Source organism: Streptomyces sp. NPDC043176 (genome assembly GCF_056436715.1).
Window position 1 is genome coordinate 51,046 of the sequence record NZ_JBWKCA010000015.1, and the last position, 12,395, is coordinate 63,440.

Here is a 12,395-nt window from a genome sequence, read left to right on the forward strand (position 1 = left end):
GACGGCGGCGCCGCCGAGGGTGACGACGGCGGTCGTGAGGTACGGGCGGTGTGCGGCGGTCGTGCGTGAGCGGGAAGCGGGGAGGGACGGCGGGACTGTCGAGCGGTGGTGCGGTGGTGCCGGGTCAGCTGTCGAAGCCGAGGCCGAAGCGGTCGAGGGTGCGCAGCCAGAGGTTGCGGCGTCCCTCGTCGAGGTCGGCGCGCGCCATGGACCAGCGGGTGATGCCGATGCCGATCGAGCGGACGGGCTCGGGCGGGAAGGGCAGCGGCTTGCGTCGTACGAGTTCCAGGCCGGTGCGCTCGGTGTGCTCGCCGGCGAGGAGGTCGAGCATGACCTCGGCCCCGAAGCGGGTGGCGCCGACGCCGAGGCCGGTGAATCCGGCGGCGTAGGCGACCTTGCCGTGGTGACTCGTGTCGAAGAAGACGCAGAAGCGGGTGCTGGTGTCGATGGCCCCGCCCCAGGCGTGAGTGAACCGAACCCCTTCCAGCTGCGGGAACGTGGTGAAGAAGTGCTCGGCGAGCGTCGCGTAGGTCTCCGGCCGCCGGTCGTGTTCGGCGCGGACCGGACCGCCGTGGTGGACGGCGTCGTACCCGCCCCAGAGGATCCGGTTGTCCGCCGAGAGCCGGACGTAGTGGAACTGGTTGGCGCAGTCCGCGAAACCCTGCCTGCGCGTCCATCCGACGGAGGCGAGCTGCGCGTCGGTGAGCGGCTCGGTCATCAGCGCGTAGTCGTACACGGGGACGGTGTACGGGCGGTGGCGCCGGAGCAGGGACGGATAGGCGTTGGTGGCGAGTGCCACGCGCCCGGCGGTGATCCGGCCGTACGGGGTGGCCACGCCGATCACGGCGCCGCGTTCGTCGAGCGAGGTCGCGGGGGTGTTCTCGTGGATGCGGACGCCCAGGTCGAGGCAGGCCTTCTTGAGGCCCCAGGCGAGCCGGGCGGGGTTGACCATGGCGACGTCGTCCCGGTTCCACAGGCCGCCGAGGAAGGTCGGCGAGTCGATCTCGGCCCGGACGGCCTCGGCGTCGAGGAGGAGCGGGCTGCCGCCGTAGCGCGCGGCCGTCTCGGCCTCCTCCGCGAGCCCGTCGAGCTGGTAGCGCTCGGTGGCGACGACGAGTGAGCCGGTGCGCTCCCAGTCGCAGTCGATGCCGTGGCGCTCGACGGCGTCCTCGATGGCCTGGAGGTTCTCCCGGCCGAGGCGCTCCAGGAGGCCGATCTCGTCGGGCCAGCGCCGGACGCCGTTCGCGAGGCCGTGGGTGAGGCTCGCCTCGCAGAATCCGCCGTTGCGGCCGGAGGCGGCCCCGCCGACCCCGTCGGCCTCGACCAGGACGACGTCGAGGGAGGGGTCGCGCTCCTTGGCGACGAGTGCGGTCCACAGGCCGGTGTAGCCGCCGCCGACCACCAGCAGGTCGCAGGTGGTGGTGCCGACGAGCGCCGGGGCGGGCCTCGGTCGGCGGGGGTCGTCGAGCCAGAACGGCGTGTGCTCGACGTCCCGGAGCGAGGAGAGGTGGTCCATGGGCGTTCCTTACGGGTCGCGGAGACGCCCGGGCGCGGGGAGTCTCCGAAGTGCCGCCATGAGACTCCGCCGCGCGGAACAAGGTCAATGGTGTTGACGTAAGGCGCGCCGGGGCGGCACGGCCCCCGCGGCCAGGGGTCCGCCTCCGGGCGTGGTCGTCCGGATCCCTCGGCCGACGCCCTACGTCGTGGGGTCCCAGCGGTCGAGGATCTCCTCGGCGATGCTCCGGGCTCCCGGTTCGAAGCGCGCGGAGAGTTCGCGGAACAGCGCCTCGGCGTGCTCGGCCGGCCATTCCTCGGGCAGGTGCTCGGCGGGCAGGTGGGGGTCGCGGCGGACCAGGTCGAGCCAGTCGGTGTGGAGCAGGAGCAGCAGCCCGAGGTCGTCGCGGGCGTCCGCGGGCAGCCGGCCGTCGCCCCAGCGGGCGAGGAAGGCGCGGTAGCCCTCGGCGATGGCGTCGACGTCGAAGGCGGCGCGGAGCAGGGGACCGGCCTCGGTGGGCGCGGCGGCCTCGCCGTGGAAGGCTTTGATACGGTCCCCCAGCCCGAGCTCCGCCGTGACGGGGGCGACGTCGACGCGGCCGGGCGCGACCCAGAGTCCGCTCTGCAGGGGGCCGAAGCCCGCCCAGACGAGCCGGGAGCGCAGGTCGTGGCGCTCACGGCGCCAGGACTCGGGGAGCGAGAAGCCGACCAGGGTCCAGGTGCCGTCCCAGGCGCGGTTGACGGCGCCGGTGCGGCGGATCCGCTCCTCGCCGTCGGCGAGGACCTCGGCGGCCCGGTCGGTGAGCGAGAAGTACATCCTGCGGCCGCGCCGGTGGCGGTCGAGCAGCCCCCTGCCGACCATCCGCGTGAGGGTCGAGCGGACGGCGCCCTCCCCCACGTCGACGCGGGCGAAGGCGTCGATGACGCTCGCCGAGGACAGGGCGGTGCCGGTGCCGAGGACGTGGATGCCGAAGAAGCTCAGCATCAGGGACTGGGTGCGGGGCGGGGCTCCGCGGCCGGCCGCTTCGGGGTCGGCTTCGGAGGGCTGCGGCGGGTCGGATGCGATCACGGGGGACAGCGTAGGCCCGGCAGTCCCGGCTCACCATAAATATTCGGCAGTTTGTTGACCGCAGATGAGAATGTGCCTAGCTTTGGCCTCCCCGGTGCGTGCTCCTGGCCGCGTCACCTCGCGCCCCGCACCCGGCTCACGGGAAGGACCCCGCTCATGACCCCTGTGGATCTCACCGGCAAGGTCGCCGTCGTCACCGGAAGCGGCCGCGGACTCGGCCTCGCCTACGCCCGCTCGCTCGCCGCCGCCGGCGCCGCCGTCGTGATCAACGACGTGGACGGCGACGCCGCCGCCGAGGCCGTGCGCCTGATCACCGCCGACGGCGGACGCGCCGTCGCCGAGGTGGTCCCGGTCGGCTCCACCGAGGCCGCCCAGGCCCTCGTCGCCCGCGCCGTCGCCAGCTACGGCCGGCTCGACGTGATGGTCACCAACGCCGGCGTCCTGCGCGACCGGGTGCTGTGGAAGATGACGGACGAGGACTTCGACACCGTCGTCGAGGTGCACCTGCGCGGCACCTTCACCTGCGTCCGCGCCGCCGTCGAGCAGATGCGCGCCCAGGGCGAGGGCGGCCGCGTCGTCGTCGCCGGCTCCCCCGCCGGGCAGCGCGGCAACTTCGGCCAGACCAACTACGCCGCCGCCAAGGCCGGCATCGCCGCCATGGTGCGCACCTGGGCCATGGAACTGGCGAAGGCCGGCATCACCGCGAACGCCGTCGTCCCGGTGGCCGCGACCGCGATGACGAAGACGATCCCGGTCTTCGCGCCGCACGTCGAGGCCCTGGAGAAGGACGGCGTCGCGCTCCCCGACAGCCTGCGCAAGGGCGAGGGCTTCGGCACGGCCGAGGACGTCGCCGGACTGGTGACGTTCCTCGCCTCGGACGCCTCCGCCGGCGTGACCGGCCAGTGCGTCGGCATCGGCGGCGACAAGCTCGCGCTCTGGTCGCACCCGCGGGAGGTGTCGGTGGCCTACGCCGACGGCGGCTGGAGCGCCGAGACGATCGCCGCCGCCTGGCCGGTGACCGTCGGCCGTACCCCGGAGACCTTCGGCATCCCGGCGCCGCAGCTGTGAGCGGCCACGGCGCGATGGACGTGAACGCGCTCGTCGCCATCGACATGCACACCCACGCCGAGGTGTCCGAGAAGGGCTGCGCGTCGCTCTCCGACGAGCTCGACGCCGCCGCCGGCACGTACTTCAAGGCGGAGCACCGCCACCCGACACTGCCGGAGATCGCCACGTACTACCGCGAGCGGCAGATGGCGTGCGTGGTCTTCACGGTGGACGCGGAGTCCGCGACCGGCACCGCTCCGGTACCGAACGAGGAGATCGCCGAGGCCGCGCTGCGGAACCCTGACGTGATCATCCCGTTCGCCGGGGTCGACCCGTACAAGGGCAGGGCGGCGGTCCGTCAGATCCGGCGGCTCGTCGAGGAGTTCGGCGTCAAGGGCTTCAAGTTCCACCCGAACATCCAGGCCTTCCACCCCGACGACCGCATGGCGTACCCGCTGTACGAGGCGATCGAGGAGGCCGGCGCGATCGCGGTCTTCCACACCGGGCAGACGGGCATCGGCGCGGGCGCTCCGGGCGGCGGCGGCATCCGGCTGAAGTACTCGAACCCGATGGACGTGGACGACGTCGCCGCGGACTTCCCCGGGATGAAGATCGTCCTCGCCCACCCGTCCTTCCCCTGGCAGGACGAGGCGCTCGCGGTGGCCACCCACAAGCCCCAGGTGTACATCGACCTGTCGGGCTGGTCGCCGAAGTACTTCCCGCCGCAGCTGGTCCGGTACGCCAACAGCCTCCTGAAGGACAAGGTGCTGTTCGGCTCCGACTTCCCGCTGCTCGCCCCCGACCGCTGGCTGGCCGACTTCGCGGAGCTCCCGATCAAGGACGAGGTCCGTCCGAAGATCCTCAAGGAGAACGCGGCCAGGCTGCTCGGCCTCACCGGAAACTGAGGGGGATCCCATGCGCAACCAGGGCATCGGCTCGTGGCCCGCGCGCCGCGACCGCAGGTCGCCCCGGCGCACCGCCCTCCTGCACGGGGGCCGCGCGGTCGACTACGCCGAACTGCACGACCGCTGCACCCGGTTGGCCCACGCCCTGCGGGGTGCCGGGGTCGAGCGCGGTGACCGGGTGGCGTTCCTCGGCCCCAACCATCCGTCCTACCTGGAGACGCTCTTCGCGGCCGGCCTGCTCGGAGCGGTGTTCGTGCCGCTCAACACCCGTCTCGCCGTACCGGAGTTGCTCCATCAGCTCACCGACTCGGGCAGCACCGCCCTGGTGCACGCCGGGCAGCCGGCCGAGCGCGTGCAGGAGCTGGCGGAGGGCGCCGGCCTCGGCACCGTCCTCGCCGTGGACGGCGGACCGGGCGCCCCGTACGAGGAGCTGCTCGCGGCCGCGTCCACGGAACCGGTCGACGAGGAGGTGGGCCACGAGGACGTCTGCCTCATCATGTACACCTCGGGGACCACCGGCCGCTCCAAGGGCGCCGTCCTCACCCACGGCAACGTCATCTGGAACAGCCTCAACGTCCTCGTGGACACGGACCTCGCCGGCGACGAGGTGGCCCTGGTCGCCGCACCGCTCTTCCACACCGGCGCCCTCAACATGAGCTGTCTGCCGATCCTCCTGAAGGGCGGCACGGTCCTCCTGGAGTCCTCCTTCGACGCGGAGCGCACCCTGCGCCTCGTCGAACGGCACCGCGTCACCTTCATGTTCGGCGTGCCGACGATGTTCGACGCGATGGCGGCGGCCCCGCGGTGGGCCGACGCGGACCTGACCAGTCTGCGCACCCTGCTCTGCGGCGGCGCCCCGGTGCCGACCCGCACCGCCCACGCCTATCTGGACCGCGGCCTCGCCTTCGTCCAGGGCTACGGCATGACGGAGACCGCGCCGGGCGCGCTGATCCTGGACCGGGCCGACTCGCTCAGCCGCGCCGGTTCGGCCGGCGTCCCGCACTTCTTCACCGACGTGCGGGTGCTGCTGCCCTCGGGCGAGGAGGCCGCGCCCGGCGAGAAGGGCGAGGTCGTCGTCGCCGGGCCGAACGTGACCCCGGGCTACTGGAACCTCCCGGAGGCGACCGCCGCGGCCTTCCGCGACGGGGGGCGCTTCCGGTCGGGCGACGTGGCCGTCGTCGACGAGGACGGCTACGTACGCCTCGTCGACCGCATCAAGGACATGATCATCTCGGGTGGCGAGAACATCTACCCCGCCGAGATCGAGGACGCCCTCCTCGGACACCCCGACGTCGCCGAGGCGGCCGTCATCGGCGTGCCCGACGCCCGGTGGGGCGAGGTGGGACGCGCGGTCGTCGTCACCCGCGCCGGAGCGGCCCTCACCGCCGGGGAGCTGATCGCGTACCTGGAGGCCCGGCTCGCCCGCTACAAGATCCCCAAGAGCGTCGTCCTCGCACCGGACCTCCCCCGCAACGCCACCGGAAAGCTGCTCAAGGCCCCCATCCGGGCGCGCTACGGCGGCGACGGCTGACACTCCTGCCGGTGCCCCGCCGGTGCCGGTGTCCGGCCGGTGCCGGTGCCCCGCCGGTGCCGGTGCCCCGCCGGTGCCGCCGTCCGTCGTGCCCGTTCGACGTGCCCTTTCGGCGGCCCTCCCGCATTCCCTCGCATCCCCGCACCCCCGCACCCCCGCACCCCCGCATCCCCGCATCCCCCTGTATCTCCAGAGGAGTACCACCATGGCTCTCACCGTCCACGGCATCGACGAGATCAAGGCCCAGGCCGGAGCCGACCTCGGCCACGGCTCCTGGGTCGAGATCGCCCAGCCGCGCGTCGACACCTTCGCGGACGCCACCGACGACCACCAGTGGATCCACGTCGACGCCGAGCGCGCGGCCACCGGTCCCTTCGGCGGCACCATCGCCCACGGCTACCTCACCCTCTCCCTGCTCATCCCCATGTGGAGTGAGCTGCTCCAGGTCGAGGGGGTGGCGATGGCGGTCAACTACGGCCTGAACAAGGTGCGTTTCCCTTCCCCCGTGCGCGTCGGGTCGAAGATCCGCACGCACGGCCGCGTGGTGTCCGTCGAGGACGTCAAGGGCGGCGTCGAGGTCGTCGTGGACCTCACCGTGGAGATCGACGGCATCGCCAAGCCGGCGTGCGTCGCCCAGGCGGTGTACCGCTTCTTCGCCTGATCCCGGGGTACGGGGCAGGGGCGGCCGCTTCCCGCGGTCGCCCCTTCGGCGTGCCCGCGGGTCGGGTCCGTCCAGGCGTCCGTCACGCGCTCCGGGCGGTGACGGGTGCCGGTGGCCCCTGCGCCCCAGGGGGCTCGCCGCGGGTGGCGGGTACGGTGGGCCCGCGCCGTCCAGGCGCCCCACTCGCCCCCGCCCCCGAGGAGTCAGGACGATGCCGCAGCCCGCCGAGGCCGAGGGCGCACCCGCCGAGTCGGTCGGGCCGTTGGAGCGGGGACTCGCCGTGCTGCGCGTGATGGCCGCCGGGTCCGACGTGCGCCACCGTCCCGGCGACCTGGCCCGGTCGACCGGACTGGCCCGGTCGACCGTCGACCGGGTCGCCACCACACTCGTCCGCCTCGGCCTCCTGCGGACCGAGGGCCGCGACCTGCTCCTCGCCCCGCGGGCCGCCGAACTCGGCAACGCCTATCTCGCCTCCTCCGGGCTCCCCGAACTCCTCGGGCCGCACGCCGCCGCCCTCGCCGACGCGCTCGACGAGTCGGTGTCCCTGGCCGTTCCGGACCGCGACGGCGTCCGCTTCCTCACCCAGGCGACCCGCCACCGCGCCATGGCGATCTCCTTCCGGCCCGGCGGTCTGCTGCCGGCCGAACGGTGCGCGCCCGGCGCCCTGTTCGCCGCCCACTGGGACGCGGGTGACCGCGAGCGGTGGCGGGCGCGACGCGCCGAGGACCCGCTGGACACCGCCTTCCCGTCCGTCCCGCCCCGCCCGGCGGCCCCGCCGGACGAGGTGGAGGCCGAGTTCCTCGACCGGGCGCGGGAGGCCCGCGAGAGCGGCGTCGCCGTCGACGACCAGCTCATCGAGCCGGGCCTGCTCTCCGTCGCCCTGCCCGTACGGGCACCGGACGGCGCGGTGGTCTGCGCGGTCGCCGTCGTGAGCCACACCAGCCGGCACACCGCCCGGTCACTGACGGAGCGGGCCCTGCCGCCGCTCCGGAGCGCCGTCGCGGCGATGGAGGCGGCCCTCGCGGCACGGGGAGCCGCGGCGGGCGCGGCGGCGGGTGCACCCCCAGGGGCCGCGGCACCCGAAGCCCTGCCCGAGTCCCCGCCCGCGGTCGCGCCCGCGCCGGGGAGGGCGGAGCTCAAGGAGGAAATCGGCTCGGGCTTCCTGCAGTCACTCGCCCGCGGTCTCGACGTCCTGCGCGCCTTCGGCGGTGTCAGGGGTCCCGTGCGGCTCGCCGAGCTCGCCCGGCTGACCGGGCTTCCCCGGGCGACGGCGCGCCGGTCGCTGATCACCCTGCGCCATCTGGGGTACGTCCGGGAGGAGCCGGGCGGGTTCGTGGTCCTGCCCCGGGTGCTCGAGCTGGGTTACGCCCGCCTGTCGGGCCTGAGCCTGCCGGAGATCGCGACCCCGCATCTGGTCGCCCTGGTGCTGCGGGTGCACGAGTCGGCGTCGGTGGCCGTGCTCGACGGTGACGACATCCGGTACGTGGCGCGGGTCGCCGGCACGCGCATCATGCACATCGACATCACGGTGGGCACCCGGCTCCCGGCCTACGCGACCTCGATGGGCCGCGTACTCCTGGGGGACCTGACCGAGGACGAGCGTGCCGAGCGCCTCGGGCGCATCACGCCCGAGGCGCTGACCCCGCGCACGGTGACGACGCACGAGGAACTGGACGAGGTGGTGGCGGCGACGGCCGCGCGCGGCTACGGATGGGTCGAGCAGGAGCTGGAGGAGGGCCTGCGCTCGCTCGCGGTGGCCGTCACGGACGGCCGGGGCCGGGCGGTCGCGGCGGTCAACGTGGCCCTGCACGCGGGGCGGGCCACGCCGCAGGAGAGTCTGGCCGCCCTGCTGCCGCCGCTGCGGGAGACGGCCGGCCTGATCAGCGCCGACCTCGCCGCCGTGGGGCGCTTCTCGCGGGTGGCGACCGGCTGAGGCAGTGCGCGGCGCGGGTGCGGGCGGGAGGCCCGGCCCGCGGGACGGCCGCCGGCTCGCGGAGGGGACGCCGCTCTCCGTTCAGCCGTCGGCGCCGGCCGGTCGCAGGGCCTCCACCGCGGCGAGCATCAGTTCCAGGGCGAAGGGGTAGCCGCTGCCGCTCATGTCGGCGGCGAGCAGGGGGAAGGTCGCGGCGATGTGGGGGTGGGTGTCGGACGACAGCCTGCCGTACACCTCGTGCCAGACCTCCTCGTCCTTCTCTCGGGCGGCGGGCGGCAGCGCGGCCGCGGCGGCGTCCTGGGCGGCGAAGGCGAGGGCCTGGTCGACGAAGGCGTGGTAGATCCGGACGGCGAGGTCGTCGGGGAAGCCGGCGGTCCTGAGGATGCCGAGGATCCGTTCGACGGCCCGGGTCTCGTGGGGGCGGCCGGTGGTGCGGTGGGCGGCGAGGACGGCGGCCTGCGGGTTGTTCCGGTAGCAGGAGTTGATCCGCACGCCCATGGCGCGGAGGTCGGTCCGCCAGTCGCCGGTCGCCGTCCAGCCCTCCTGCGCGCGGCCGATCATCTCGTCGGCGACGGCGAGGAGCAGGGCGTCGGTGTTGCGGAAGTAGCGGTAGAGGGCGGTCGGGTCGGCGCCGAGCGCGGCGCCCAGCCTCCGTACCGAGAGGGCTTCGGCGCCGTGCTGCGCGATCAGGCGCAGAGCGGTGTCGACGATGAGCCGTTCCGAGAGGACGGCGCCCTGTTTGGTGGGGCGGCGGCGCTGCCTGCTGCCTTCGGGCACGACGCGTTCGGGCATGGCCGGAACATTACGTCAACGTTGTTGACGTGTAAACGGCTGCGGCCGACCGCCTTGCGGGAACCGCCCGTTCGACCGGCCGGAGCCTTATGTCAACGCCATTGACGTGTGAACGGACCTGCCGCTTCCATGGCCCCCACCACACGTCATCCCATGGTCTGGAGCGCACATGAGCACGGCCGATCTGGTCTTCACCCGTGGCCCCGTCTTCACGGCGGACCCGGCCCGCACCCGGGCGACCTCGCTCGCCGTCGTCGGCGACCGGATCGCGGCCGTCGGGCACGACGAGGTCCGGGACCTCATAGGCCCCGGCACCGAGGTCGTCGACCTGACGGGCAAGCTGCTGCTGCCGGGCTTCCAGGACGCCCACATCCACGCCGTCGGCGGCGGCAAGGAGCTGGCCGAGTGCGATCTGACCGGTACGGTCGGCGTCGCCGATTACCTGGAGCGGATCCGCGAGTACGCGGACGCCCACCCGGAGAAGACCTGGATCACCGGCGGCGGCTGGTCGATGGAGAGCTTCGACGGCGGACTGCCCACCCGGCAACTGTTGGACTCCGTCGTCCCGGACCGGCCGGTCCTGCTGTCCAACCGCGACCACCACGGCGCCTGGGCCAACTCCCGGGCACTGGAGCTCGCCGGGCTCACCGCCGACACCCCGGACCCCGCCGACGGCCGCATCGAGCGGGAGGCGGACGGCCGCCCCGGCGGCACGCTCCAGGAGGGGGCGATCGGCCTGGTGGCCCGGTTCGTGCCGCCGGCCACGCACGAGGACCGGCTCGCCGGTCTGCTGCGGGCCCAGAAGCTGCTGCACTCGCTCGGCATCACCGCCTGGCAGGACGCGCTGCTCGGCTCGTTCAGCGGCATGACCGACCCCTCGGACGCGTACATGACCGCCGCCCAGGACGGTTCGCTGACCGCCCGCGTGACCGGCGCGCTCTGGTGGGACCGCGAGCGCGGAGCCGAGCAGATCCCCGAACTGGTCGCCCGGCGCGAGAAGTTGAGCGCGGGTCGGTTCCGGGCCGGCTCGGTCAAGATCATGCAGGACGGCATCGCGGAGAACTTCACCGCCGCCATGATCTCCCCGTACCTGGACGGTTGCGGCTGCGCCACCGGCAACAGCGGGCTGAGCTTCGTCGACCCCGAGGCGCTGTGCGGCTACGTGACCGAGCTCGACGCCCTCGACTTCCAGGTCCACTTCCACGCCCTCGGCGACCGCGGCGTCCGCGAGGCCCTGAACGCCGTGGAGGCCGCGATCGCCGCCAACGGGCACCGCGGCAACCGCCACCACCTGGCCCACCTCCAGGTCGTCCACCCGGAGGACCTGGTCCGGTTCGCCCGGCTCGGGGCCATCGCCAACATCCAGCCGCTCTGGGCCGCCCACGAGCCGCAGATGGACGAGCTGACCATCCCGTTCCTGGGTCCCGAGCGCGCCGCCTGGCAGTACCCGTTCGGCGACCTGGTGCGCGCCGGGGCCACCCTGGCCGCCGGCAGCGACTGGCCGGTCAGCAGCCCGAACCCGATCGAGGGCATCCACGTCGCCGTCAACCGCCGCGACCCGGAGGCCTCCGACGACCGGGTCTTCTACGCCGAACAGCGCCTCGACCCGACCACCGCGCTCGCCGCCTACACCGCCGGCACCGCGCACGTGAACGGCCTGGACGACACGGGCAGCCTGCGCGCCGGCCACCTCGCCGACCTGGTGGTCCTGGACCGCGACATCCTCACCGGCCGGCCGGAGGAGATCGCCGAGGCCCGGGTCGAGCGGACGTACGTGGGCGGCGAGCTCGTGTACGCGCGCTGACGTGCCGCTACTCGCTCCGCCCGGAGCGGAGGGAGGAGGCCCGGACGTCGAGACGCGTCGCCACGAGCGTCCCGGCGGGTTCCCGGCGGCCGTGCTCGAGAACGGCGACGAGGTGCTCGACGCCGGCCTCCGCGACCGCCTCGGGCCGCAGACTGAGCGTGGTCACCGGCGGGTCGGTGTACGGGGCCGTGGTGTCCTCGCTGACCAGGACGACCAACAGGTCGTCCGGGACCGCGTAGCCGTGCCGGCGCGCCGCGGCCAGGACCAGGGGCGGACTCGCCTCGGCGACGACGAGCAGGGCGTCCGGCCGTTCGGCCCCCTCCGGTACGCCGAGGGCGGTCTCGACCGCTTCGACCACCGGCCCGTTCCCGGTCTCGGCGACGCGCACGGTCAGCTCCGGCAGGCCGTGGGCGGCGCACCAGTCCCGGTGCGCGGTCTCGACGCCGACGTGGAAGCGGGTGGCGATGTCCGGCACCACGAGCACGGGCCTCCCGGCCCCCTGTTCCCGCAGGTGGTCCAGGGCTTCGCGGACGGCCCCCTCGGCGTCGACGTCCACCCAGGAGGCCCCGGGCCGCCCCTCCACGGACCGGTCGCTGAACACGGGGATCCCGGCGGCCAGGAGGTCCTCGATGACGGGGTCTCCGGCCACGGGGTCGGCGACGACCACCGCGTCGAGCGGCAGGTCGGCCCACTCGCTCTGCAGGGTGCCGGCCGGCAGCAGCACCACGGCGTAGCCGCGGAGCAGTGAGGTCGCCGCGGTGGCGCCGGTCAGCCGGGCGAAGTAGGGCGACTCCAGGTAGGTCCAGAGCGCGTCGGGGAGGCCTCCCACCACGTATCCGATCAGCCGGGCCCGTCCCGCGCGCAGGTGGCGCGCGGTGGCGTTGGGCCGGTAGCCCATTCTGCGCGCGGTCTCGCGGGCCTTCTCCCGTACCTCGGGGGAGAGTCTGCCGGTGCCGTTGAGCGCCGCCGAGACGGTGGTCTTGGACAGGCCCGCCTCGCGCGCCACGTCGACGAGGCGGACGCGCGGGACGGGCGGCGAGTGCTGCCCGCCGTGCCGTGAAGCTTCGGTCATGGGGTGATGGTGCCACCCTCGTGACCTCTGCAAAACCGTTCCCGCAAAGTCACCCGCAGGTCTTGTGCGGGAACGTTCCCGCACCAA

General features: G+C 74.0%; 10 protein-coding genes. 6 read left to right on the forward strand and 4 right to left on the reverse strand.

The window, feature by feature from the left end:
* Positions 1–124: 124 nt before the first annotated feature.
* The gene (locus tag AC067A_RS23870) at positions 125–1,516 is read right to left on the reverse strand and encodes an NAD(P)/FAD-dependent oxidoreductase (protein ID WP_479244503.1); all 1,392 of its coding nucleotides are present in this window, start codon (positions 1,514–1,516) and stop codon (positions 125–127) included.
* Positions 1,517–1,696: 180 nt separating this feature from the next.
* Positions 1,697–2,563, reverse strand: a complete 867-nt coding sequence (locus AC067A_RS23875) for a PaaX family transcriptional regulator (RefSeq protein ID WP_479244504.1) — start codon at positions 2,561–2,563, stop codon at positions 1,697–1,699.
* Between the two features lie 156 nt (positions 2,564–2,719).
* Between AC067A_RS23875 and AC067A_RS23880 the strand changes: the two genes are divergently transcribed.
* The 5 genes from AC067A_RS23880 to AC067A_RS23900 all read left to right on the forward strand — a co-directional run bounded on the left by AC067A_RS23880 (position 2,720) and on the right by AC067A_RS23900 (position 8,640).
* Positions 2,720–3,631 carry an SDR family NAD(P)-dependent oxidoreductase gene (locus tag AC067A_RS23880; protein WP_479244505.1) on the forward strand — a complete coding sequence of 304 codons (912 nt, stop codon included), beginning with the start codon at positions 2,720–2,722 and terminating at the stop codon, positions 3,629–3,631.
* A 14-nt stretch (positions 3,632–3,645) separates the two neighbouring features.
* On the forward strand, positions 3,646–4,515 hold the full coding sequence (locus AC067A_RS23885; protein ID WP_479244611.1) for an amidohydrolase family protein: 870 nt from the start codon (positions 3,646–3,648) through the stop codon (positions 4,513–4,515).
* Positions 4,516–4,525: 10 nt separating this feature from the next.
* Positions 4,526–6,046 carry an acyl-CoA synthetase gene (locus tag AC067A_RS23890; protein WP_479244506.1) on the forward strand — a complete coding sequence of 507 codons (1,521 nt, stop codon included), beginning with the start codon at positions 4,526–4,528 and terminating at the stop codon, positions 6,044–6,046.
* Between the two features lie 205 nt (positions 6,047–6,251).
* On the forward strand, positions 6,252–6,707 hold the full coding sequence (locus tag AC067A_RS23895) for a MaoC family dehydratase (RefSeq protein ID WP_479244507.1): 456 nt from the start codon (positions 6,252–6,254) through the stop codon (positions 6,705–6,707).
* A gap of 211 nt (positions 6,708–6,918) precedes the next feature.
* The gene (locus AC067A_RS23900) at positions 6,919–8,640 is read left to right on the forward strand and encodes an IclR family transcriptional regulator domain-containing protein (protein WP_479244508.1); all 1,722 of its coding nucleotides are present in this window, start codon (positions 6,919–6,921) and stop codon (positions 8,638–8,640) included.
* An 81-nt stretch (positions 8,641–8,721) separates the two neighbouring features.
* Here the strand turns inward: AC067A_RS23900 and AC067A_RS23905 are convergent, their stop codons facing one another.
* A complete protein-coding gene (locus tag AC067A_RS23905) occupies positions 8,722–9,432 on the reverse strand; it encodes a TetR/AcrR family transcriptional regulator (RefSeq protein ID WP_479244509.1) in 711 nt (236 codons plus the stop codon).
* A 169-nt stretch (positions 9,433–9,601) separates the two neighbouring features.
* Here AC067A_RS23905 and AC067A_RS23910 point away from each other — a divergent pair, with 169 nt between their 5' ends.
* On the forward strand, positions 9,602–11,236 hold the full coding sequence (locus AC067A_RS23910) for an amidohydrolase (RefSeq protein ID WP_479244510.1): 1,635 nt from the start codon (positions 9,602–9,604) through the stop codon (positions 11,234–11,236).
* 7 nt (positions 11,237–11,243) lie between these two features.
* On the opposite strand, the gene AC067A_RS23915 is transcribed toward AC067A_RS23910, so the two are convergent.
* Positions 11,244–12,308, reverse strand: a complete 1,065-nt coding sequence (locus AC067A_RS23915) for a LacI family DNA-binding transcriptional regulator (protein ID WP_479244511.1) — start codon at positions 12,306–12,308, stop codon at positions 11,244–11,246.
* Positions 12,309–12,395 lie beyond the last annotated feature (87 nt).

Coding starts and splice junctions, on each gene's coding strand:
- AC067A_RS23900 (WP_479244508.1), top strand. CDS start 6,919: ATGCCGCAGCCCGCCGAGGCCGAGGGCGCACCCGCCGAGTCGGTCGGG.
- AC067A_RS23910 (WP_479244510.1), top strand. CDS start 9,602: ATGAGCACGGCCGATCTGGTCTTCACCCGTGGCCCCGTCTTCACGGCG.
- AC067A_RS23895 (WP_479244507.1), top strand. CDS start 6,252: ATGGCTCTCACCGTCCACGGCATCGACGAGATCAAGGCCCAGGCCGGA.
- AC067A_RS23890 (WP_479244506.1), top strand. CDS start 4,526: ATGCGCAACCAGGGCATCGGCTCGTGGCCCGCGCGCCGCGACCGCAGG.
- AC067A_RS23885 (WP_479244611.1), top strand. CDS start 3,646: ATGGACGTGAACGCGCTCGTCGCCATCGACATGCACACCCACGCCGAG.
- AC067A_RS23905 (WP_479244509.1), bottom strand. CDS start 9,432: ATGCCCGAACGCGTCGTGCCCGAAGGCAGCAGGCAGCGCCGCCGCCCC.
- AC067A_RS23880 (WP_479244505.1), top strand. CDS start 2,720: ATGACCCCTGTGGATCTCACCGGCAAGGTCGCCGTCGTCACCGGAAGC.
- AC067A_RS23870 (WP_479244503.1), bottom strand. CDS start 1,516: ATGGACCACCTCTCCTCGCTCCGGGACGTCGAGCACACGCCGTTCTGG.
- AC067A_RS23915 (WP_479244511.1), bottom strand. CDS start 12,308: ATGACCGAAGCTTCACGGCACGGCGGGCAGCACTCGCCGCCCGTCCCG.